This is a genomic window from Hymenobacter fodinae, from assembly GCF_004745825.1.
Classification (GTDB): Bacteria; Bacteroidota; Bacteroidia; order Cytophagales; family Hymenobacteraceae; genus Hymenobacter; species Hymenobacter fodinae.
Genome location: NZ_SRLA01000001.1, coordinates 103,146 through 127,190, shown reverse-complemented (window position 1 = coordinate 127,190; position 24,045 = coordinate 103,146). Strand labels below are relative to the sequence as shown.

General features: G+C 57.8%; 17 protein-coding genes. 11 read left to right on the top strand and 6 right to left on the bottom strand.

Going from position 1 to position 24,045, the window contains the following annotated elements; translation table 11 throughout:
- Positions 1-44: 44 nt before the first annotated feature.
- The gene (locus tag EU556_RS00500) at positions 45-695 is read left to right on the top strand and encodes an outer membrane beta-barrel protein (protein WP_135429930.1); all 651 of its coding nucleotides are present in this window, start codon (positions 45-47) and stop codon (positions 693-695) included.
- Positions 696-812: 117 nt separating this feature from the next.
- Here EU556_RS00500 and EU556_RS00495 read toward each other — a convergent pair whose 3' ends face one another.
- The 3 genes from EU556_RS00495 to EU556_RS00485 form a co-directional block, all read right to left on the bottom strand.
- Positions 813-1,784: a hypothetical protein gene (locus EU556_RS00495; protein ID WP_135429928.1), complete on the bottom strand. Its 972-nt coding sequence runs from the start codon at positions 1,782-1,784 to the stop codon at positions 813-815.
- Between the two features lie 134 nt (positions 1,785-1,918).
- A complete protein-coding gene (locus EU556_RS25915) occupies positions 1,919-2,566 on the bottom strand; it encodes a helix-turn-helix domain-containing protein (RefSeq protein WP_167855391.1) in 648 nt (215 codons plus the stop codon).
- Between the two features lie 129 nt (positions 2,567-2,695).
- Complete coding sequence (locus tag EU556_RS00485) at positions 2,696-3,718, bottom strand: SPASM domain-containing protein (RefSeq protein WP_135429926.1); 1,023 nt, start codon at positions 3,716-3,718, stop codon at positions 2,696-2,698.
- A gap of 205 nt (positions 3,719-3,923) precedes the next feature.
- Here EU556_RS00485 and EU556_RS00480 point away from each other — a divergent pair, with 205 nt between their 5' ends.
- On the top strand, positions 3,924-4,286 hold the full coding sequence (locus EU556_RS00480; protein ID WP_135429924.1) for a hypothetical protein: 363 nt from the start codon (positions 3,924-3,926) through the stop codon (positions 4,284-4,286).
- 110 nt (positions 4,287-4,396) lie between these two features.
- Here the strand turns inward: EU556_RS00480 and EU556_RS00475 are convergent, their stop codons facing one another.
- Both EU556_RS00475 and radA read right to left on the bottom strand, forming a co-directional pair.
- Positions 4,397-5,875 (bottom strand): TlpA family protein disulfide reductase, encoded by a 1,479-nt coding sequence (locus EU556_RS00475; RefSeq protein WP_135429922.1) that lies wholly within the window; start codon positions 5,873-5,875, stop codon positions 4,397-4,399.
- A 360-nt stretch (positions 5,876-6,235) separates the two neighbouring features.
- Positions 6,236-7,627, bottom strand: coding sequence for a DNA repair protein RadA (radA, locus tag EU556_RS00470; protein ID WP_135429920.1), 1,392 nt, complete (start codon positions 7,625-7,627; stop codon positions 6,236-6,238).
- Between the two features lie 503 nt (positions 7,628-8,130).
- On the opposite strand from radA, the gene EU556_RS00465 reads away from it, so the two are divergent.
- From EU556_RS00465 to EU556_RS00445, 5 genes are all read left to right on the top strand, one after another.
- Positions 8,131-9,741: a hypothetical protein gene (locus EU556_RS00465; protein WP_135429918.1), complete on the top strand. Its 1,611-nt coding sequence runs from the start codon at positions 8,131-8,133 to the stop codon at positions 9,739-9,741.
- A gap of 47 nt (positions 9,742-9,788) precedes the next feature.
- Entirely contained in the window at positions 9,789-10,472 is a 684-nt protein-coding gene (locus EU556_RS00460; protein ID WP_317128690.1) for a phage tail protein, read from the top strand.
- 16 nt (positions 10,473-10,488) lie between these two features.
- Complete coding sequence (locus tag EU556_RS00455) at positions 10,489-11,916, top strand: T9SS type A sorting domain-containing protein (RefSeq protein ID WP_135429916.1); 1,428 nt, start codon at positions 10,489-10,491, stop codon at positions 11,914-11,916.
- Positions 11,917-12,110: 194 nt separating this feature from the next.
- Positions 12,111-13,505: a sensor histidine kinase gene (locus EU556_RS00450; RefSeq protein WP_135429914.1), complete on the top strand. Its 1,395-nt coding sequence runs from the start codon at positions 12,111-12,113 to the stop codon at positions 13,503-13,505.
- Positions 13,506-13,614: 109 nt separating this feature from the next.
- Entirely contained in the window at positions 13,615-15,273 is a 1,659-nt protein-coding gene (locus tag EU556_RS00445; RefSeq protein ID WP_135429912.1) for an FAD-dependent oxidoreductase, read from the top strand.
- Between the two features lie 257 nt (positions 15,274-15,530).
- Here the strand turns inward: EU556_RS00445 and glgP are convergent, their stop codons facing one another.
- Positions 15,531-17,183, bottom strand: a complete 1,653-nt coding sequence (gene glgP, locus EU556_RS00440) for an alpha-glucan family phosphorylase (protein ID WP_135432534.1) — start codon at positions 17,181-17,183, stop codon at positions 15,531-15,533.
- Positions 17,184-17,589: 406 nt separating this feature from the next.
- On the opposite strand from glgP, the gene EU556_RS00435 reads away from it, so the two are divergent.
- The 4 genes from EU556_RS00435 to EU556_RS00420 all read left to right on the top strand — a co-directional run bounded on the left by EU556_RS00435 (position 17,590) and on the right by EU556_RS00420 (position 23,953).
- Positions 17,590-19,038 carry a hydrolase gene (locus EU556_RS00435; protein WP_135429910.1) on the top strand — a complete coding sequence of 483 codons (1,449 nt, stop codon included), beginning with the start codon at positions 17,590-17,592 and terminating at the stop codon, positions 19,036-19,038.
- A 233-nt stretch (positions 19,039-19,271) separates the two neighbouring features.
- Positions 19,272-21,176 carry a glycoside hydrolase family 13 protein gene (locus EU556_RS00430; RefSeq protein ID WP_135429908.1) on the top strand — a complete coding sequence of 635 codons (1,905 nt, stop codon included), beginning with the start codon at positions 19,272-19,274 and terminating at the stop codon, positions 21,174-21,176.
- 96 nt (positions 21,177-21,272) lie between these two features.
- On the top strand, positions 21,273-21,980 hold the full coding sequence (locus tag EU556_RS00425) for an SDR family oxidoreductase (protein WP_135429906.1): 708 nt from the start codon (positions 21,273-21,275) through the stop codon (positions 21,978-21,980).
- 137 nt (positions 21,981-22,117) lie between these two features.
- Positions 22,118-23,953, top strand: a complete 1,836-nt coding sequence (locus tag EU556_RS00420; RefSeq protein ID WP_135429904.1) for an alpha-amylase family glycosyl hydrolase — start codon at positions 22,118-22,120, stop codon at positions 23,951-23,953.
- Positions 23,954-24,045 lie beyond the last annotated feature (92 nt).

Here is a 24,045-nt window from a genome sequence, read left to right as displayed (position 1 = left end):
TTTGCTATTTAATCCTCTTTTCTACTTTTTATACTTTTCCGTTTATGCTTGTTCGGTCTATTGCCGTTGGCGTTGCTCTACTCTCAACCCCACTGTTCAGTCTTGCGCAAACTACTGAACCAGAAACACCTCGGTATTACATTGGCGTTTCAGCCTTTACCAACTTCTCCCAACGATTGAGCCGGGAGCTGGACAAGAGCACAGTGCCACCCTTGCAGCTCACACTCGGCTACCAGCTTAACCCGCGCTGGGCGGTGCAGTTAGGGGCAGCCTATAGCAGTAGCCCAGGTTCTTACGCAGGCACTCTCCATGATATTTACGGCAACCCCATCGGAAACTACCGCAATGACTACCGCAACACAGCCTTAACCGTGACAGCATTAGGACGATATACCCTTACTCGCACCCTAAGCCATCGTTTTCAGGTTGATGCATTAGGTGGCTTTACGTGGGACCACGAAACCTATCAGGGCAAAGGGTATAACCCTGATTATGTTACCACTAGCGGTACCGTCCCTTTTGAACGTAGCTCCCAAACGAACCACAAAGCGTTGAGTCTAGGCCCTAGCTTCCGCTACCGCATCATTTCTGGTTTAGAGGCTGTAGCCGAAGGCACCGTTAATATGGACTTACGTTCTCCACGAGTCGTGACCACCTCGGGTGCTGTAGGCCTGCGTTATCGGTTTGGTCGTTAGCAAGGCCTGAAATCGAGCAACAAGACTATTTTCCAGAGAAATTTGGATGAAGTGAGCAGCGGCTCTGCATGTTCCGGAAAGGCTGGGCTATGCAGAGCCGCTGTTTCTACTTCGCGCTTACCGTACTACTCCAAAGCGCCCGCCGGGCACATCCAGCACAATGGTGTGCTGCTCGAAAGCCTTGTTGCCCAGCATGCCGCCCATGCCCGAGAAGCGCATCAGGGTGTTCTGCATTAGGCTAGTACCTTCCACGTAGGTCACGTCCCCAAAGGGTACCGTCATGTGGTTCAGTTGCATGGCTTCGGTAGTGGCAGTAGTGTAGGTGGTGAGCTTGCGCCCCATGGAGTTGGAAGCAGCCGTGAGAACGGGGGCCTGGGGCTGAGCCATTTGCTGCCAAGTAGCGTGGCTGGTAATAAGGGAGAAGGCGCTGCTGCCCGAGTCGAAGAGCAGCTTCTCGTCCTGGCCCTGCACCTGCGCGGTCAGAATTATACGACGGCTGGCATAATCCAGGGGAACAAATGCAGCGCGGCGGGCCAAGCTATCGGGCACTTGGGTGGTCAGGCTGATGCGCTGGTGGGCGTAGTCAATCACCAGCACGCGACCATCAAGCACATCGGCCCCTAGGGTACCAATGATGAAGTGTTCGGTGTTGTCGGTGGGCAGCTCTGTGGCACCATACTGCAGGGTCCGCAGCCAGTGAGCCTGCACGGTAGCCTGGTCTAGCGTGAAGGTAACGTCCCGCACGGTATCAGCCTGGGGTAGCAGGCGCTGAGCTGTGGCTGGGTACTCTTTGCGAAGGGCTGCCAAGGCGTTGGCGTAAAGTAGGGTGGAAGGAGAGCCCGTGTCAAACTGCAGGTAGCACGTGCGGGGGCAGCCGGGCAACGTTACGGGTACCAGCAGGCCGGCGTGAGGGTTCACTGGCTTAACCCCGCTGGCATGCCACGCAAAGTTGAGGGTGGCAGGTAGGCCAGCAACCACCAGTTGATTGGCGGCGGGCTCAAACTTCTTACGCATGTAAAAGTAGCCGCCTAGGCCACTAACCAACAGCAGGATAAGTACGGCGAGCAGGATGTTGCGGAAGAGTTTCATGACGAAGTAAGTGGGGGTTGGATGATGCTCCAAAGCTATCCTCAACCCCACCCGTGTACGGCCGCCATTTACCCGCCATTTTGCCGCCATTTGATATAATTACTTATTATACAAGCAAGTACACAACCCCCATCTCACAGTCGGAAAGCGTAAATGTTGAGGTTGCCTTGCCTCAGTTTCCACCCGTTACAGCCTATCGTCAGCAGGTTTAACAGGTAAGAGCCAATAAAAACCCACATGAAAAGGTTGGGCAGCTTTACGTGATACAAGTGGGCCCACAGCTGAGCTACAGCGGCCAGGCCATAGCTCAGAAAGCAGAGCACCTGCCACAAAATCTGAAACCCCAGCACCCGCCGCCCTACCTCGCCGGCGTGCTCCACATCGTGTCGGTGCTTGCGCCACAGCACCCAGGGCACCACCACGTTCAGCAGCGGAAACACCAAAAAGCTTAGGGCACTCAGGTTGAGTAGCTGCAGCAGTTGCGGGTCGGGGAGCGCGGCCCCCGAGGGCGCTAATGCTGGCGCGGGCGCGGCGGCCAACACTGGGGCCGGAGCAGCTTCCGGTTTAGGGAGTGGAGCCGGTTCAGGCTCTTCTGAGCGGAAGGCTTCCAGCGGAACATCCAGGGCGGCGGCCAGGGCCTGCAAGGTGTAGCCCCGCGGCACGGTGTCGCCCTGCTCTACCCGCTGAATAGTGCGCAAGCTTACCCCCGATTGCTCGGCCAACACCTCCTGCGAAACACCTTTACTCTTGCGGATGGTAGCGATGCGTGCGGCAGAAAACATAGGTCACTGAGATAGATAAGAAAAGCCTGCCTCCAAGATAAGCGCCAACTGAACATACTACATTGCTCTGCTCCGCATGACGTTCTGAAGTAGGTTCACATCGGCTCTAGGCCACCTAGCAAACTCCCCTTATCCCCAGACCTTGGTGCCTTCGGTGCAGTTGCGGCACATCTCAATTTGGTCGCGGCCTTTGAGCAGGGAAGCTCTGAACTTCTGGTACTTGGTGCCGTGCCAGAGCTGGCGGAAGGTTTGCTGCTTCAGGTCGCCGAGGCGGTATTCGGCATCTTTATCAAAGCAGCAGGGCACCACTAGGCCATCCCAGGTCACCACGCACGAGTGCCACATCTTCCAGCAGTGGTTCACTAGCTTGTTCTTGATGCTCCAGGTACCGTTACCCTGGTTTTCGTAGCGCGAGTAATAGTCGATGGTGGGGATGAGGGGGGAGCCGTTGTGGTAGTCGTAAATCTGGGCGGTCTTGAACCACACATCGTCTACACCCAGCTCCTTGGCCAACTGCTTGGCCTCCGCAATCTGGTGCTCATTGGGGCGCACCACCAGAAACTGAAACACCACCCGCGGCGTCTGCGACTTCAGCTCCCGCCGCCACTTAATAAGGTTGCGGGTACCCTCCAGCACCTTATCGAGCTTGCCACCTACCCGATACTGCTGGTATACCTCCTGCGTGGTGCCGTCGAGGGAGATGATAAGGCGGTCTAGGCCACTCTCCACTGTGCGGCGGGCGTTCTTATCGTTGAGGTAGTGGGCGTTAGTGCTGGTGGCAGTATATATGCCTTTGCGCGAGGCGTACTGCACCAACTCCAGGAAGTTGGGGTGCAGGTAGGGCTCCCCCTGGAAATAGAAGATCAAATACCAGAGCCGCGAGGCTACCTCGTCAATGGTCTTCTTGAACAGCTCATCGGGTAGCATGCCCGTGGGGCGCGTGAAGGAGCGTAGGCCACTGGGGCACTCGGGGCAGCGCAGGTTGCAGCTGGTAGTCGGCTCAAAACTTAGCGCTACGGGCAGACCCCAGTGCCGGGCTTTACCGGTGAGCTTGCTAAGCAAATAGCCGCCCGTCACTTGCGTGGCGTTCCAGAGGCGCCCGGGTGAGGTCTTGGAAACGAAGTTGAGCGCGTCGGAGAGGAGGGAAGCCATGCTGCAGTAAAGGTACAGTGCTGCTAACAACAAAGGCAGCAAAAGCTCCCAGTGGCTCGTAGCATACGTTTTAACTTATAAAACAGCCTGTAAACACAATCTCTTGACAGCTTGAGCATTCATCATTCATATACTATTTATATTAGTATTATAACCTAATAAATTTAGCTGCGTATACCAGCTATATCCAACCTTGCTACAGATCATGAAAATTTCAGTTGAGAAAGGACAGGAAAAAGGATTTCTGCCCGACGGCCGCCACACCGTAGAGATTACCGATATCCAGGAAGGCCAGAGTGAACACCAAAATGTGCCTTTCTTCGCCGCTCGCATGGAAAACGAGGAAGGCTTCGTGACCCAGCGCTTCTACACTTCGCAGGCGGCTATGCCCATCTTGCTTTCCCTGTACGCAGCCGTGGGCATCCATGCTGAACCGGGCAAAGACCTCGACACCAAACAGCTACTTGGTAAGCGCGTATCGGTGGAGATTGGGGAGCATAGCTATTCTGACCCCGCCACTGGCAACGAGCGCTCCATTAAGCAAGCTACAGGCTTTCGTACCGCCTAGGCCAGTAACCACTGGTCTAGAATCGGATATGAACTACCAAACGCCATAAAAAAAGCCGCTCAGCATATCTGAGCGGCTTTTTTTATGGCGTTTCCTAAGTTTGGGCCACCTTACTTGTTACCCGCAGGTAATGTGCTGCTATACGTGTTAGCTTTACCGAAAGACTCTTTGATTTCATCAACTGCCGCGCGGCTGCTGAGGCGTTTGGGCTTGGTATTGAGGAAAGTCCCGTCTTCAGCAAGCAAGAAATAGGCTGGTACATCTTGTACTCCGTAAGCCTTGGCTACTGCCGAGCGAAGGCCCCCACTAGCTCGTACGTGTACGCCGGGCAGGCGCTTAGTGAGTACCAATTGCTTCCAGGCACCTTCATTATCGTCGAGGGCGATATTCAGGAACACGATGTTCTTACCGTCGAACTTCTTGGCTAGCTCCGCGGCATAGGGCAAGTCGCGCAGGGCTAGGCCACTAGTAGTGCGCCAGAAGTTGATATACACCAGCTTACCAGCCAACTGCTTCAGGCTCACTGAGTCGCCTTTGGAGGAAACGAGGGTAAAATCTGGGGCCGGGGCGCCAATGGCGAATGCCTTATGCGACTCGAAATCGTGCTGCAGAATGGGGTAATACTTGTTCTGCGGATCGGCGTTTTTAAAATCAGCCAGCATAGCCGCCGACTGTTTTACGTGCCCAAACCGGAACGACTCCTGCAGAACCCGGCCCATGATAATGGGTTTTACGGGGCCCGTCAGCTGATTCTTGGCCAAGTCATAGCACACTTGGTAGAAATCAGGGTCGGAGCGGCGCTTGCCACTGCTCTCGGCGGAGTAGTGAATGTAGTTGAGCAAAAACTCCTGATACATGCCGCTGCCCACTGAATTAGGGCTGTTGATCAGGGCTTTATCATTGAGAAATTCGTAGTAGGCGGGCGTCATTTTCAGACGGCTCTCCGTAGCTACCACTTGCTCGCGCAGGTCCTGGAAGGTCAGGCGGTCGTTGGCGTAGCTGTAATCTATCTCAGCCTTGGCGTAGTCCTTAAATGCCTGGCTCAGTTGGTTGTCCTCGCTGTAGTGCTCCAGAAACTTGCGCTCTTCTTTGCGCCGGTAGTCCAGAAACGACAGAAAGCCGGGCTCATAGAGCATAATGTTATCGGGCAGCACCTGGAAGCCATCATTCTCGATGAACTTCTCATCTACCTCGGCCAGGTAGGTGCTGGTTTCTGCGCCTTTGCCTTTAAACCGAACGGTGCTTGCCATATCAGAGCCCTTAAACCGGATATCCAACTGGTTGCCAGGCTCCAAAAACAGATCTGCCACATCGTCGCCGTACACCAGGTCGGCGCGGGTAGGGCCATCCACCTTAACGGCCATCCGAAACTCCCCTTTATCGTCGAGGCGAGCGTAGGTAATCTGTTCTTTCGGATCGAGCGGATTCTCCCGAATGGATACGGCCACGGTATCGTTGGTGCGCCCGCTTATTTTGCCCGTGAGAACCACCGTGCCCTGGGCCATCCCGAGGACCGGGGCAACCAGCAGACCGGCCCATAGCAGGGCAGTAGCAATGTGGGATTTAGAGGCCATCAGAGGAAATTGCATACATGAGGGACTTGGAATTGTCCGCTTTGGGGATTCAGGTAGGACTGCTCTCGTCAGGTGATTCGCGGTAAAAGCCAATTCCTGCACCGAAGATACGGCAGAAAAAACAAGAAAGTCCAATCCGGTAGCACCCTTTTTTCGTAACGAGTTCCCGAAGACAAAGTTTTGAACGTAGGCTCTCCCTTGCCGGGCATGCCATCTATCCGGTCTATAAACCAAGGGCCACGCTTCCGGAAGATAATACTCCTGGAAGCGTGGCCCCTGGTAAAAGCCGTGTATTGTTCTCGTAATCAGAAGGAGTCTGGTGGACTTGGTAACCGCAACTATGCCCTTGTCTCCGGTCAGGCCCTACGGTTCAGCTTAGCCAAACAGCCCATTCAGCACTTCATCAAGCCTTCCCGAAGGATGAACCCGGATGCCGTAGCGAGCAATATCGAGCCCACGGGCGTTGAACTGGGAGATGTACATTTCAGCAAACCCGAGCTTTTCAGCCTCTGAAAGGCGTTGATCTAGGCGGCTGACTGCTCTAATTTCTCCGCTCAGGCCCACTTCCGCCGCCAAGCACACTTCACCGGCAATAGGCACGTCGTTGAGGCTGCTCACCACGGCGGCGCACACGGCTAGGTCCAGGGCAGGGTCATCGAGGCGTAGGCCACCGGCAATGTTCAGGAACACGTCGTGCTGGCCTAGGCGGAGGCCACTGCGCTTCTCCAGCACCGCTAGTAGCATCTGCAGGCGCTTGGCATCAAAACCAGTGCTGCTTCGTTGGGGCGTGCCGTAGGTGGCGGGCGTCACTAAGGCTTGCACCTCTACCAGCAACGGACGGTTGCCCTCCAGCGTGGCCCCAATAGCCATGCCGCTTAAGCTCTCGGTGCGCTGGCTCAGCAAAATCTCGGAGGGGTTGCTAACCTGCCGTAGGCCACTGCCCTGCATCTCGTAAATCCCTAGCTCCGAGGTTGATCCGAACCGGTTCTTGACCGTGCGCAGCAGGCGGTAGCTTAGGTGACGGTCGCCCTCAAATTGCAGCACTGTATCCACCATGTGCTCCAGAACTTTGGGGCCGGCAATGGAGCCATCCTTCGTGATATGCCCGATGAGGAGCACCGGCACGCCAGTATCCTTGGCATACTTCAGCAGCTCAGTGGTACACTCGCGCACCTGACTCACAGAACCGGCTCCGGCCTCAACCAGCGAAGAGTGCAAGGTCTGGATAGAGTCGATGATGACAACGTTGGGCTGGAGCTGGTCGATTTGCCGGAAGATGTTCTGCGTACCCGTCTCGGTCAGGATGTATAGGTTAGGGTGCTGCTTGCCCAGACGCTCAGCTCGCATCTTGATCTGCTGCTCACTTTCCTCGCCCGACACGTATAGGATGCGCAGGTTGCCCATGTGCATGGCAATCTGGAGCATGAGGGTACTCTTGCCAATGCCCGGCTCGCCGCCAATCAGCACCAAAGAGCCCGGCACTAGGCCACCGCCCAGCACGCGGTTCAGCTCCCCATCGTGAGTGTTGAGGCGCGACTCTTCTTCATACAGAATGTCGCCCAGAGGCTTGGGCTTGGCGGCTTTGGTAGTGGTGCCGCCCACGGAGGTAGAAGCCTTCCAGGCGCCAGCCGCTGTAGCCGTATCGGCCTTTTCAATAACCTCCTCCACGTAGGTATTCCACTCGCCGCAGGAGGGGCAGCGACCAATCCACTTGGCGGATTGCGCGCCGCAGTTCTGACAAAAATATAGGGTCTTGATCTTGGCCATATAGGGAGCTCTGACTGAGCCAGGGTAAACTAAAGAAATGCGCGCGACGGCTAAAAAGTTTGGTAAGAAACGGCTTTTTGGTGGAGGCTACTGCTCAGTACATAGTGTGCCCTGCATTAGTGCTCATAAGCAATAGCTTAGCCCGAGCTAAAGGGTTATGATGAGTACGCATATTTCGCATAGCCAATTCATTATAAATTATACTATAACAATAATCTTATCTCTGACAACAAGTTCGGATTCATGACGCTGGATTGTACTACTTGTTGCTTTTTCTATTAATCGTTCAACTAACTCATGTATAAGTGAATCTTCCAAAATGAAATCTGGATAATGGATTACACAACCGTAGTCACAGTTGATAATAACTTAAATAATGTAGATACATAAATTATTGGACTTATTCTATAGCATTTCACATATATTCTTCATAAGTATACCTTTGATCATATTTAATTCTTCCAAGAAGTATCATAATCAGCTTCTTAACTACTGCACTACCAATGCAACACCTTTACCGTTACCTGCTAGGCCTGTCGTTCAGTGCCCTAGCTGTATCTGCCAAAGCCCAGTCTGTAGGCGTGGGCACAGCTAATCCAGACCCTGCCGCAGCCTTGGATATTTCGGCGGGCGCCGGCAACAATAAGGGCCTGCTAATACCGCGCATGACGGCGGCTCAGCGCACGGCTATTACCAACACTTCGCAAGGGATGCTGGTGTTCCAGACCGATGGGGCGCAGCCCGGTTTCTGGTACTTTCAGGGGGGCGTATGGGTGGCGTTGCCCTCGGGTACTGCCACCAGCTCGGCTTGGCAGCGCACTGGCAATACGGGCACTGACCCTGGCACCAACCCCGGCGTGGGGGGCACCACTAGCCCCGGCACCGACTTCATCGGCACCACCGACAACAAGGATGTGGTAGTCCGGACTGGTAACACGGAGCGCCTGCGTATTACTACTGATGGCAGCCTGTATAGCCGGTCAACCTTCGGTCTGATTCTGAATGCCAACGATGCCCCGCTGATTACGCGTGGCTGGGATGCCTTCACCAGCGGAACGTACAGTGGCCTAGGCCGCTGGGGCATATTTATGCGGGCTAACTCCTTGTCGTCGGGCATTCCAGACCTGGGGGGCAAGTCGTTTACCTGGGTAACGTGGAATGACAATTCCACTGTCAACAAAACCCTCATGACGCTGACGCAGACGGGTAATTTGGGCATTGGTAGCCCTACGCCCTCAACTCGTCTGATGGTTACGGGGGCTGGCACGGGTAACCCCGCCACCGTAAATGCTAATCAGAGCGCCGGCCAATACGCTCGGTTCCAAGATGGCTCTAATAGCCTAGCCCTCGACCTGGGTGGTAATGGCACGGCCGGCAACTGGATTCAGAGCACTAACCCTGCCGCACTTGATACCAATTACCCTCTCCGCCTGAACCCCAACGGTGGCAACGTAGGCATTGGCTTACTTACACCCGCGCAGACACTTGACGTGCAGGGCACGCTGGGCCTACGCAATAGTGCGGCCTGGGACCACCTGTTCATCGCCCACGATGGTAGCACAGCATCCATAACTGCTGGGGGTGCCGAAACAGGCCTAGGATTCCGGGTAGGTGCTAGTGCCGTGGGAACTTACAACGACGCCTCGCAGAACTACCGCGATGTAATGCGCCTGATGCCCAGCGGCAACGTGGGTATTGGCACTGCTACTCCGGGCGCCACGCTGGAAGTGGCAGGCCAGGTAAAGATTACCGGGGGCACACCCGGCGCAGGCAAGGTACTAACCTCTGATGCGAGTGGCCTAGCCAGCTGGCAAACCGCTACTTCAGGCGCTACCAACATTCAGACCACCAGCACCTTCGCTATTCCCACTACGGGCACGGGCACGCTGAATGCCACGACGGGCATGGTAGTACTGCCGAACAACAGCGGTGCGAACGGCGCCATCACACTGGGCACCGGCACCAACGGTCAAACCCTGATCATTACCAACCTCGACGCCGACGCGGTGAGCATTACTAGCGCCAGCAGCACGGGAACCCTGCTTCCCAATTTCGCGGCGCAATTCGTGTATGTGGTCAATGGCACCACCAGCGGCTGGTTCCGCATCAATTAATTCTCCCTTCCTCTTCTTCCTGATTTTTCTTCTCGGCTATGAGATTTATGGCTACTCCTGCTGGCATTGTACCAGCTTCTTCTACTCCTCAACCTCAGGCGGAGCCGCAGCGCCGGGGACTGCTCAAGCGTCTGGGTGCCCTCCTTGGTGGCAGCCTGTTGGCTGGTCCCGCACTGGCCGGCACGCGCAGCGTGGCTTCTACGCAAGGTACGGAGCCCTTCGTTGGAGAGATTATGCTGTTTGCGGGCAACTTCGCTCCAAGGGGCTATATGCTCTGCCAAGGACAAATCTTATCCATTGCTCAAAACACTGCTTTATTCTCCATTCTGGGTACTATGTATGGTGGTAATGGCCAAACAACTTTTGCGCTACCGGATCTGCGTGGACGTTTCCCTATGCAGCAAGGGCAGGGCCCCGGCTTGTCGCCTCACATACAAGGTGAAATGAGTGGCACGGAGACAGTTACTCTTAATAACGCTCAGATGCCGTTTCACAACCATCAGCTGATTGCCTCTACCACTACTGGCGACGCTGCTTCTCCGGGCGGCAACATGCTAGCCAATGATGGCCGTGGCGGTACTCAGTTTACTATGGCCAACAATACAAACACTCCCATGAATGGCCAGAGTGTAAGTGGGGTCGGCGGCAATCAGCCCCACGAAAATATGCCACCGTATCTAGCCCTAAACTTTTGCATTGCGGTTGAAGGCGTATTTCCTCAACGCAGCTAGAGCTCTAACTATTAGGATGAAGTTTTTCTACTCCTTACTAGGGCTCTGTGCCCTAGCCGAAGCGAGTGTTGCCCAGAGCCTGACCAACAACGGCAGCACCATCACCGTGCAGTCGGGGGCGGTGCTCTACGTACCGGGCACCCTCGACAATAAGGCGGGCAGCACACTGACCAACGCGGGTACCGTGCAGGTGCTCGGTAACCTGACCAATGCGGGCACTCTTACGGCTTCGGGCCGGGTACTGCTGAGTGGCGCGGCGGCCCAAACCCTCACGGCGGGCGGCGCCACGCTAGGCCAGTTGGAGGTAAACAACGCCAGCACTCAGGGCGTTACTGTGCCCGACAACCTGACGATTACGCAGGAGCTGAAGCTCACCAATGGCATGGTGCGCACTCCCGCCACGTCTACCATCAGCCTCACCAACGCAGCCAGCGTGACGGGCGAGGCGACGGGCCGCTACGTGCTGGGCAACCTGCGCGTAACCCGCGACAACGTGACGGCCGCCACCGATTTCACGAACAGCGCCACCATTGGCGGCAACGGCCAAAGCCTAGGCCAGGTAGTGGTTACGCGCACCGCCGGCCTCGCCACCGCGGGCACCAGCTACGGCACGTTCAACAGCTTCAAGAGCATCGACCGGATCTGGACGGTGACGACGAGCCAGGCCCCCACGGGCGCCGTCCCGATTACGCTTTCTTGGCTGCCCGATAACGACAATGGCCTAACGGACTTTGCCCGGGTGCTCATCTGGCGCCAGGCTACCCAAACTGCTCCCTGGAATGGGGTGGGCTCAGTGGCCGACGCGTCTGCTACGCGCAGCATCAGCACCACTACCACCGTCTTCGACCGCCTGACCGTTTCCAACTCCGCCAACCCACTACCAGTGCAGCTGATTTCCTTCGCGGCCGAAGTCCGCGCGGCAGATGTGCAGCTCCGCTGGGCTACGGCTTCGGAAAAGGATAACGCTCAGTTTATCATTGAAGTAAGCACCAATGGCCAGCAGTTTCAGTCGGTAGGCCAAGTAGCGGGCCGCGGCACTACCGGCCAGCAAACCACCTACTCGTATACCGATGCCAGCGTCAGACGCTACAACGCCGATGTACTGTACTACCGTTTGCGCCAGCAGGACCACGATGGCACCGAATCATACTCTTCTGTTCAGGTAGTAAGGTTGGCCTCAGCAGAGTTGTCTATTGCCTTACAGGCTCACCCCAACCCGTTCAGCCAGGAGCTGTACGCCCGCGTAGTGGTGCCCCAGGCTGGCCTCACCAGCATTGCGCTCCATAATACGCTAGGCCAGGTGCTGCTTACCCGAAAGCTGGAGTTGCCGGCGGGCACTTCTGAAATAGCACTGCCGGAAGCCGCAGCGCTACCCCACGGCGTGTACTTCCTCATTGTCCGGCAGGCTACTGCCTCGCGGGTAGCGAAAGTAGTGAAGGAGTAGGGGTACCTACTCCGGTATACCGCTTATGTAAAACGGCCAGACTTCCTGCGGGGAGTCTGGCCGTTTGCTTTACCATTGCTTTAGAGCGAGAATTAGAAAGTAAATTAGACCTTTACCTAGTTGTACTAGCAGTTTATCCCGATGAGCTTTGGTAGCCTCTACCTGGCTTATGCTCAATCATCTTCCTTTCTGCCATGCCTGCCACTACTATCACCCCCGATGATCTTACCCACATTGCCACCTTTGCGGACCTGCCCACCGAAACGCTGCAGTGGCTACTCGACCACAGCGAGGTGCGCACCTTCGCCTCCGGCGACACTGTGCTGAGCCCCGGCGACCCGGCCGAGTTTATGGTGGTGGTACTAGCGGGTGGCCTACAGTTCTTTGGAATACGCAACGGCAACCGTGAGCCCATCTTCCGGGTTGAGAAGGGCCACGTGAGTGGCGTGCTGCCCTATTCGCGGCTGCGCATCATTCAGGGGCTGGGAGTGGCGGTGGGTCATACGGAGCTGCTGCTGCTGCACCGCGACAACTTTCCGGCCCTGGAGCAGGTCAGCCCCGAACTGGTGCAGCGCCTGGTGGGGGTGATGAGCGACCGGGCCCGGCTGGAAGCCCGCGCCCAGGAGCGTGACGACAAGCTGCGGGCCCTGGGTAAGCTCTCGGCGGGGCTGGCCCACGAGCTGAACAACCCCGCCGCCGCCATCATGCGGGCCGCCGAAGCCCTAGACAACCGCCTGCGGGCCAAACCGGGGCTGCTGCTGGAGCTGGTGCGCCACTGCCCCGAGCCCAACGCTCTGGCCGACTTGGCCGCCATGGCCTCCAACCCACCCCTTAACCGGGAGCCCCTTTCGCCATTAGACCGCGCCGACCGAGAAGACGAGCTGGCCAACTGGCTGGAGGAGCAGGATGTGCCCGACGGCTACGCCCTGGCCGCGGGCCTCCTAGAAGCGGGCCTTACGCTAGACACTCTCAAACCGCTCATTACGGCGCTGCCGGCCCCCAGCCGCCCCTCGGCCCTGGTGTGGCTGGAAGGCCAGCTGACCACCCTGTGCTTGGTGCGCGACGTGCAGGAAGCCGGTGGCCGCATCAGCACCTTGGTCAGCAACGTGAAGACTTACAGCCACATGGACCGGGCCGGCGACTTTTCCCCCCTGGATGTGCACGCCGGCCTCGACAGCACCGTGAACATCCTGAGCTACTGCATGCGCGAGGAGAAAGTGCAGCTTACCCGCGACTACGCGCCCAACTTGCCCTTAGTGAAGGGCCAGGTGAGCAGCCTTAACCAGGTGTGGACTAACCTTCTCGACAACGCCATTGATGCCATGTCGGGCGGGGGCGAAATCACGCTACGCACCCGCCAGGAAGGCGACTTTGTGCTCGTATCGGTGATTGATAACGGGCCGGGTATCCCGCCCGATGTGCTGCCTCACATCCTGGAGCCCTTCTACACCACCAAGCCCGCTGGTGAAGGCACCGGCCTAGGCCTCGATATTGCCCTGCGCATTGTGGAACAGCACGATGGCCGCCTGGAGGTAGAAACGGAGCCGGGCCACACTGAGTTTCGGGTGTGGCTGCCGGCGGTGAAGTAGTGATGTAGTAAGCTGCCCCGTTGCTCGGCTGAGTCAGCCGGGCCGCAAAAGCACTAGGCCACTCCGCCACAATTCCATTTAATCCCCGATTATTTCCCTATTTCACCTCATGGCTACTAAGAAACCTATTCTGCTTGCCGTTGATGATGATGCGCAGGTCCTAAATGCTATTGAACGCGACTTACGTCAGGAATTCCGCCGCGACTACCGGGTGCTGCGCGCCAGCTCCGGCGAGGAAGCCTTGGCTACCATACAAGAGCTGCAGCAGCGCGAGGAGCCCCTGGCCCTGGTACTAGCCGACCAGCGCATGCCGGGCCTGCAGGGCGTAGAGCTGCTGGAGCAAACCCGCCAGCTCTTCCCCGATGCCAAGCGCGTCCTCCTGACGGCCTACGCCGATACCGAAGCCGCCATCCGGGCCATCAACCACGCCCGCCTAGACTACTACCTCATCAAGCCCTGGGACCCGCCTCAAGAGCTATTGTACCCCACGCTGCATGATCTGCTGACGGCCTGGCAAACCGCTTACCGTCCCCGCTTCCAGGGGTTGCGGCTGATTGGCTTCCAATGGTCGCCCCTCTCGCACGAACTCAAGGACTTCTTGGCGGGCTACATGGTGGCGTTTCAATGGCTTGACTACGAGAGCAATGGCGAGGCCCAGGAACTGCTACAGCGCACCGGCTTCACGCCCGCCGACTTGCCCGTGGTAGTATTCGAGGATAACACGGCCCTCTCTAACCCCGAGCGTAGCGTGGTGGCGGAGCGCCTAGGCCTGTCGCAGAAAGCCTCGCAGGAGTTGTATGATGTGGTAGTGATTGGGGCCGGCCCAGCAGGACTGGCGGCGGCCGTGTACGGCGCCTCCGAAGGGTTGCGCACCTTGGTGGTAGAGCGCATGGCCCCCGGCGGACAGGCCGGTACCAGCTCCCGCATTGAGAACTACTTGGGGTTCCCGACCGGTCTCAGCGGCAGCGAGTTAGCCCACCGGGCCTGGTCACAGGCGGTGCGGCTAGGGGCCGAGCTGCTGGCTCCGCAGGAGGTGACTGGCCTACGCATTCAGGACGGCTACAAAATCCTGACCCTCGGCAACGACACGGAGGTAAAGACCCGCGCCGTAGTGCTGACTACTGGCGTGAGTTACCGCACCCTAGAGGTACCCGGCATTCATCAGCTGACGGGTGCCGGCGTGTACTACGGTGCCGCCCGCACCGAGGCCCGCTCCTGCGACGAGCAAGACGTGTACATCGTGGGCGGCGGCAACTCGGCGGGGCAGGCCGCTATGTACCTGGCCACCTACGCCCGGCGAGTATTTATCGTGATTCGAGGCTCCTCCTTGGCGGCGTCAATGTCGGCGTACCTGATTGAGCAGATTGGCCAGACACCTAAAATTGAGCTACTTACTCATACCCAAGTAGCCGAGGTGCGCGGCGACGACCATCTGCAGGAAGTGGTGCTCAACCGCAACGGACAACTGGAGGAGCGGCCGGCCCGAGCCCTGTTCATCTTTATCGGGGCCAAGCCCAGCACCGAGTGGATCTGCAACACGGTGGTGTGCGACGGTAAAGGCTACCTGCTCACCGGCCGCGACCTAGTAACCGACCCGCGCTACGCCGAATCGTGGAAACACAACCGCGAGCCGTACCTGCTGGAAACCTGCGTGCCCGGCGTTTTCGCCGCCGGCGACAGCCGCGCCGGGGCCATGGCCCGCGTAGCCTCCGCCGTGGGCGAAGGCAGCATGGCCATCAAGTTCGTGCACCAGTATTTGGATGAGTAGAAGGGAGGTGATGAGGTGATGAAGTGACGAGGTGACCTAGCCTAGTCTAATTCAAAGGCGGTCATGCTGAGCGGAGCCGAAGCATCTCTCACGCTTCGTCCTCACGTCAGAAGTTAGCTAGAGGTAGAGATGCTTCGGCTCCGCTCAGCATGACGTTCTTCTCTATTGTATTCCACACAAAAGCCCGTCATCCTGCGCAGGATGACGGGCTTTATATAACAGCTTAAGTACAGTGGTCTAGGCCACTCCTGCAGCCACTATTTGGCGTTATACATGCGCTCGTAGTACTCTGTGGCCATGCGGTGCGACTCGAACTCGGGCTCTACTTCGCGCATGCTGGTTTTGGCAATTTCCAGGAACTTCTCGGGCTGCCCGTAGTAGAGCGGCACGATTTCGTTCTGGAGTACGTCGAGCACGTTGGTGGCTTCAATATCGTCCTTCACGTTGTCAGGCTGGTTGATGTCGGTGTGCTCGATGATGAAGCCGTTCTCGCCGTGGCGCACAAACTCCGGAATCCAGCCGTCCGCGATGCTCAAGCTCAGAGAAGCATTCATGGCGGCGGTCATGCCGCTGGTGCCCGATGCTTCGCGGGGGTAGCGGGGCGTGTTCAGCCACACATCAGAACCCTTTTTCAGAGCCGCCGACAGGCCTAGCTCGTAGCCCGTGAGTACGGCGCAGGTCTTCAGGTTCTTGGTTTTGGCGATGATGTCGTTGAACAGGCCGATAGCGCCGTAGTCCTTGGGGTATGGCTTGCCGGCCCAAATTACCTGCACGGGGCGGTTCTGGCTGTTCACGATTTCTAGGAAACGCTCGAAGTGGCGCAGAATCAGGTCGGCGCGCTTGTAGCCGGCGAAGCGGCGGGCCCACACCACGGTTAGCACCTCGGGGTCGAGGAGGGTACCGGTCTGGTCGGCAACAATCTTGAAAAGCTCCTGCTTCAGCTCCTTTTTGCGGGTTAGCAAAGCCGCATCGTCGTTGGCTTCTAGGGCAGCATGTAGCTGCTTATCACGCCAGTAGGTGCCGTTTTGGGAGTTGGTAATGGCAATGATAGGGCAGATGCCCTGGTAGTGGCCCCACATGTCGTTGGCCACCTCGCCGTGCACTTTGGATACGCCGTTAGAGATGCGCGAGAAGCGCAAAGCAGTAAGCGTGTAGTTGAGGCTGTTGTTTTCCACCAGGCCCAAGTCGCGCACTTCCTGCAGCGGCACGTTGCCGAAGAACGACATTTCGTCGAGTAGCTTCACGGGGTGCTCCTCGTTGCCGGCCAGCTCGGGCGTGTGGGTGGTGAACACGAGGCGCTTCTTCACCTCATCGAGGTTGCGGCCGTGCTTATCGTAGAGGTAAAACGCCAGCGGGAGGCCGTGACCTTCGTTGAGGTGGTACACCTCGGTCTGACGGCCAAGCAGATCAAGCAGCTTGCCACCACCCACGCCCAGCAGAATGCTCTGGGCCACGCGGGCCGCCGTGTCGGCGTCGTAGAGGTGGTGGGAGATGGTGCGCGAGAGGTAGTCGTTCTCGGGGATGTCGGTGGTCAGGAAGAACATCGGCACCGTGCCGAAGGTCTCAGGGGCCAGATACAGGGCCTTCACTAGCACCTGCGCGTTGTGAATGTTGATGGGGAACACTAGGCCAGTATCCTGCAGGAAGCTGTACTGCTTGATGCGGAAGTCGGCGCGCATGCTCATGTCTTCATTGCGGCCCTGGTCATAGTAGCCAAACGACCACAGGATGCCGATGCCTACTAGGTTCTGCTTCAGCTCATACGCTGAGCGCATGTGTGAGCCAGCCAAGAAGCCTAGGCCACCCGAGTAGGTTTTAAGCGCTTGGTCGAGCGCAAATTCCATGGAAAAGTAAGCCGCCGGAGTGCTGAACTCGGGGGCAGTAGCGTACATCTGAAAGTCAAATGCCATTGGAGCACGAAGGGTCAAAGTGAGAAGTATGGCGGCAAGTCCGCCTCGGAAACCGAGTACGGATTCCGGCTCAAAAAAAGCGGAAAAGTGCAGACTGTTTGAGGGTGAGCAGCCTAGGAAGGCCAAAATGCTAACCCGCCACCAATAAAAGACAAAAAACCATCATTGAGATGCCATTGGTAGTGGCCTAGGCCAGTACCGCGCCTTCTGCATGCGACACAAGCAGGATGATGAAAGTGTTCAGCAGCCTTTTAGCTCACGTACGAGGACTCAGCAATCGATTGTCAGTCTGCCATTTGATAACAAATCATTAATGCTGCTCAGCCGTATCATGGGCAATCTGCTGGGTAGCTTTGCCGGGCAGTAGTCCATCCTTTCCTACCTCCACAACCAAAACCCTCCTTTCATGCAGTATTCTTTTCGCTGGCTCACGGCCTCTGTTCTGAGCCTCGCCATGCTGGCTTGTGCCAAGCAGGACCTCTCGCCCAGCACCCCCGCGACGGCCGTTGTCATTGGGCAGAATGTAAGCAGCGCCGGCTTCCCCGAAGGCTTTGACACGGGCACCAAAACGGCCTACACCACGGGCTCCGTTACCCTCGGCTCGGGCTCCTGGACGCTCAACGACGCCCTGCTCGGCAACGCCACCGCCGACCCTAAAACCGGTGCGCAGTCGGTGCGGGTGCGTAACGTGGGCACGGTGGGCATGAACTTCGACGCAACAACCGGCGCGGGCGTAGTGACGGTGCAGCATGCGGTGTACGGCACCGATGGCAGCTCGCAGTGGGAGCTGTGGGTAAGCCAGAACAGCGGCAGCAGCTACGCCAAAGTGGGCAGCACCATCACTAGCAGCAGCTCTGCCCTGAGCACAGCCTCGTTCACCGTAAACCTAAGCGGCAACATCCGCCTGCAGATCCGCAAAATCTCGGGCGGCACCAACCGCATCAACATCGATAACGTGACCCTGGAGCAATATGGCTCCGGCACCACTACGCCCCCGCCCACCACGGGTGGCAAGAAGTTTCTGTTCGATGGCTCGCATGGAGAGTTGGCCGGCAACGCCGACTGGGTCCTGGACGTGAACAGCGGCGTGGCCTCGCGCTACCCCTCACCCGACCAAAGCGGTATCAGCAGCAGCACCCTGGAAACCTACTGGACCGGCGCTATTTCTGCCTGGGGCGTGGCCCTAGTGAAGCTAGGCCACTCCGTGGAGCAATTGCCCGCTGGCACGGCCATCACCTACGGCAACACCGCTAACCCGCAGGACCTAAGCAACTACAGCGTGTTTGTGGTGGATGAGCCGAACACGGTGTTCACAGCCGCTGAGAAAACAGCCATCCTGCAGTTTGTGCAGAACGGGGGCGGGCTGTTCATGATTTCTGACCACACAATTTCCGACCGCAACAACGACGGCTGGGACTCGCCAGAAATCTGGAACGACCTGATGCAGAACAATTCCGTGAAGGCCAACCCCTTCGGCTTCTCGGTGAACATGGATAACATCGTAGAAAACAGCACCAACGCGCTGGCCTCTACCACCAACCCCATTATAAACGGCTCGCAGGGCCGGGTGAGCCAGTTGTCGTTCCACAACGGTGCCACCATGACGCTCAACCCCACCGCCAACTCCACGGTGCAGGGCCTGATCTGGCGCACCTCGGCCACCCAGGGTAACAACCTGGCTATGGCTGCCAGCAGCACCTTTGGCACGGGCCGCGTGGTAATCATCGGCGACTCTTCACCGGCCGACGATGGCACGGGCTCGCCCGGCAACACCGTGTATGACGGCTGGAACGAAAACGTGAGCCACGCCCGCCTGCACTTAAATGCCTCGCTCTGGCTGGCTAAGTTGCAATAAGTTGCTAGGCCACCTCAGGTGGTCATCCCGACTCAACTCCCCGTCGTCTGGTACTGCAGGCGGCGGGGATTTTTCGTTAGCAACCCCTGCGGCAGGTAGCGCCATTGGCACCTTGGGCAAATAAAGTGGCCTAGAATAAGCTAACACAGCACCAATTCCGCGCATTTTGGCATTACCTCAACCGATTGCAGAGCCTGTATCTTGCAGTTCCGTCACTGAATCCCACCTCACGTATGATCTCAGCCCGATTTCTGCCTTTGCTGGCTGGCACCCTGCTGGCCGCTGCCGCGCCCGCTGTAGCCGCCACCACCCCTTCCGTTACTGAGCTGGCCGCCCCGGCCGCCAAAGCCGCCTCCGCTACCCGCATCGACCCTACCTTCTGGTGGGTGGGCATGAAAAACCCCAAGCTACAGCTGCTGGTGCACAGCCCCGGCATTGCCAGCAGCACGGCCTCCCTTAAGACGTACGAAGGCGTAACGCTGGACGGGGTGCAGAAGCTGGAGAGCCCCAACTACCTGCTGCTCAACCTCACCATCAGCCCCACGGCCAAGCCGGGCAAGCTGCAGCTGGAGTTCAAAGGCGCTAAGAAGATGACGTATGCCTACGAGCTGCGCCAGCGCACCACCCCCGGCGACAAGCAGAAGGTGCAGGGCCTTAACCAGCAGGACTTCATCTACTTCCTGATGCCGGACCGCTTCTCGAACGGCGAACCGAAAAACGACTACATCCCGGATATGCGCGCCCCCAAAGTGGCCCGCGACTCGATGTACTCCCGCCACGGCGGCGACCTGAAGGGCATCGAGAACCACTTCGACTACTTCAAGAGCCTGGGCGCCACGGCCATCTGGATGACGCCGGTGGTAGAAAACGACATGCCCAAGGCCAGCTACCACGGCTATGCCCTCACCGACTACTACAACACCGACCGCCGCTACGGCACCCTGGAGGAGTACCGGCAGTTTGTAGACAAGGCCCACCGCAACGGGCTGAAAGTGGTGCACGACGTGGTGCTCAACCACATGGGCAGCAAGAACTACCTGTTCCTGGATCAGCCGGCCAAAGACTGGTTCAACCAGTGGCCTAGCTTCACGCGCAGCAACTATAACTCCTCGGCTCTCAACGACCCCTACGGCTCGGAGCTGGACCGCAAGCTGTACAACCGCGGCTGGTTCGACACCACCATGCCCGATGTGAACCAGAGCAACCCGCTGGTAGCTACCTACCTGATTCAGAACTTCCTGTGGTGGGTAGAGTACACTGGCCTAGATGCTTACCGCATCGATACTTACCCCTACTCTGACCCTAAGTTCCTGATGCAGTGGGGGCAGGCTCTCAACGAGGAGTTCCCAAACCTATTCAAGTTTGGTGAGGCTTGGGTGGGCAGCACGGCCCAGCAGGCCTTCTTCGCCCGCAACATCTTCCAGCCCGTCGATGGGTTCAAGTCCAACCTGGAATCGGTGTTTGACTTCCAGTCGCAGGGCGCTATTCACGACGCCCTACGCGGCGACCAGCCCAACATGAACCGCGTGTATGAGGCCCTGCAGGGCGACTGGATGTACGAGGATGCCACCCGCAACGTGACCTTCCTCGACAACCACGACATGAGCCGCTTCTACTCCGTGATAGGAGAGGACTTTGCCAAGTACAAGCTGGGTGTGGCCTGGCTGCTCACCACCCGCGGTATTCCTCAGCTGTACTATGGCACTGAGGTGCTGATGAAGAACTTCTCGAACCCCGACGGCAAGGTGCGCGAAGACTTCCCCGGTGGCTTTGCCGGTGACAAGACCAACTACTTCACGGCCGCCGGCCGCACCGGGCAGGCCGGCGAGGCCTTTACCTACCTCAGCACCCTGGCCAACTACCGCAAAACGCACCCGGTAGTAGCCACCGGCAAGCTCATGCAGTTCATTCCGCAAGATGGAGTGTACACCTACTTCCGCTACAACGACCAGGGCCAGACCGTGATGGTGATGCTCAACGGCAACAAGGACGAGAAGACGGTAGACGGCACCCGCTTTGCCGAGCGCACCGCTGGGTTTACGTCCGGTACGGAGGTAGCCACCGGCGCCACGCTTTCCGACCTGAAATCTTTTAAAATTCCTGGCCGCACGGCTTGGGTAGTGGAGTTGAAGAAATAGTCTATCGAGGGACTGCGGGAACCTCCGCAGTCCCTCGTAACTTATGCGGATAGCACTGGTTGCTTTTTCAGCATAAGCCCACTAAGCCTGATTCTTATGACCGACCTGACCGACCAAGTAGCCATTGTAACGGGTGCCAGCCGCGGCATCGGGAAAGCCATTGCCCTGCTGCTGGCCCTGCAAGGCGCCAAAGTGGTATCTGTAGCCCGCAGCGCCGAGGAACTGGAAGAGCTCAACGCTAAAACCCAGGGCTTAGCCATTCCGGCCGACGTGGCCGATGCCGATGACGCCCAAAACGTGGTAGATGAAGCCCTGAGCCGCTTTGGCCGCCTCGATATTCTGGTGTGCAACGCTGGCGTAGGTTCCTTCAACCTGCTCGAAAACTTTGAGGCCGCCGAGTGGGACCGAATTTTTGACGTGAATGTGAAGGGCACCTTCCTGATGTGCAAGGCAATGGTACCTCACCTCAAAGCCCAGGGCCGGGGCCACATTGTGGGTATTGCCTCCGATGTAAGCAAGCGCACTTTCGAGCATGGCACCATCTATGGGGCCAGCAAGTACGCTCAGGATGCCATGCTGGGCTCTTTGCGCAAGGAGCTGCGGCCCCACGGCGTAAAGGTGAGCACCATTTACCCCGGCATGGTGGACACCTACTTCAACGACTCCCACCCCGGCTCGCCCGAACTCGAAAAGACCCACCTCAAGCCCTCTGATATTGCCCAGGCAGTGCGCTACGTGCTGGAAGCGCCGCCCCACGTGGTAGTAGATGAACTGATGATTCACCCCCTTACCCAAGAATGGTGAAATGCTGAGGTGGTGAAGCGGTGAATCTGCTGCGCTAGTGGCCTAGACAGAACAGTTAGTATTCCCTAGGCCAGTAGCTCAGTAAGCTCATCCTTCCGCAACTTCACCACTTCCCCTTTTCCCTATATTGTCTGCCTATGAAAAACCTGGTACTGCCGGTTGCCGTCCTTTCCCTAGGACTCGCTTCTTTTTCTTTCTATCAGCAACCCCCAGCTCCCGTGGCAGAAACCATTTCCAGCTCGGACCCCAACACCACCGACGAAGTACCCCAGGACCATAAGCTGGTAATTTACCAGATGATGACGCGCCTGTTCGGCAACAAAACGGCCGTGAACAAGCACTACGGTACGCTCCAGGAAAATGGGGTTGGAAAGTTCAACGATATCAACACCACCGCGCTGCAGGCCATCAAGAAGATGGGCGTGAGCCACGTGTGGTTTACCGGCGTGCTAGAGCACGCCACCATGACTAACTATACCAAAGACGGCATTGCCCTCGATGATGCCGACGTGGTAAAGGGCCGGGCCGGCTCGCCCTACGCCGTGAAGGACTACTACGATGTAGACCCTGACCTGGCCGTGAACGTGAAGAACCGCATGCAGGAGTTTGAGGCCCTGGTAAAGCGGACCCACGACAACGACATGAAGGTGCTCATCGACTTCATTCCTAACCACGTAGCCCGCACCTATAAGTCGGATGCCCACCCGGCGGGCGTGGTAGACTTGGGGCAGAAGGACGACAAGACTAAGGCCTTCGCGCCCAACAACAACTTCTACTACTTGCCCGGCAAGAGCTTTGTGGTGCCGGCCGGCTACAACCCGCTAGGCCCCCTCACCGGCCCCCGCGAGGACAAAAAGTTTCAAGAAGTGCCCGCCAAAGCCACCGGCAACGATGTGTTTTCGGAGGCACCCAAAGTCGACGACTGGTTCGAGACCATCAAGCTCAACTACGGGGTTGATTACCAGAATGGCCGCGCCAAGCATTTCTCGCCCACGCCAGATACGTGGCTGAAAATGCGCGACATCCTCATCTTCTGGACCAAGAAGAACGTGGATGGCTTCCGGTGCGATATGGCCGAGATGGTACCCGTAGAATTCTGGGCCTGGGTGATTCCAGAGCTCAAGAAAATCAAGCCCGACCTCATCTTCATTGGCGAGGCCTACGACGCCAAGACGTACAAAATGTACATTGAGCAGGGTCACTTCGATTACCTCTACGACAAGGTAGGCCTCTACGATGGCCTGCGCCGCCTCATGCGCGGGGAGGGCACCACCGAAGACATTACCAAGGTGTGGAGTGAAGAAAGCCGGGGCTTCGCGGGCCACATGCTGCGCTTTTTGGAAAACCACGACGAGCAGCGCATTGCCTCCAAAGACTTTGCCGGCAACCCCCGCGCCGCCATTCCGGCCATGACGGTTTCGGCCACGCTGGCCACGGGCCCGGTGATGCTGTACTTTGGGCAGCACGTGGGCGAGCCGGCGCACGGTGCCGAGGGCTTCTCCAGCGAGGATGGTCGCACTACCATCTTCGACTATTGGGGCGTGCCGGAGCACCAGAAGTGGATGAACGGCGGCAAGTTCGATGGCGGCAAGCTCAATGCCGACCAGAAGCAGCTCCACGACTTCTACACCCGCCTGCTCACGCTCACCAGCCAGAGCGACGCCATTCGGCGCGGCAAGTTCTACGAGCTACAGGACGCTAATAACCTCGATCAGCAGTACAACCAGCGCCAGGTGTACAGCTACGTGCGCTACACCGACAAGCAGAAGCTGCTCATCGTGGCCAACTTCAGCCCCGACAAAACCTACAAATCTACCCTGCGCATCCCGCCCAACGTGATGCAGCTTATGGGCCTCAACCCCAATCAGTTCTACACCTACACGGACATTCTCAACCAGGCTCCCACTGTGCAGGCCTTGAACGTGACCCTGGCCCCACAAAGCGCCTACATCTTCGAAATCAACGCTAAATAAGTGATGAGGTGAGGATGTGCTAAGGTGAAACGCTCCAGCACGCTATCCTGAGCAATACGAACTGCGGGCTGACGTGCCAGTACCTCCTACAT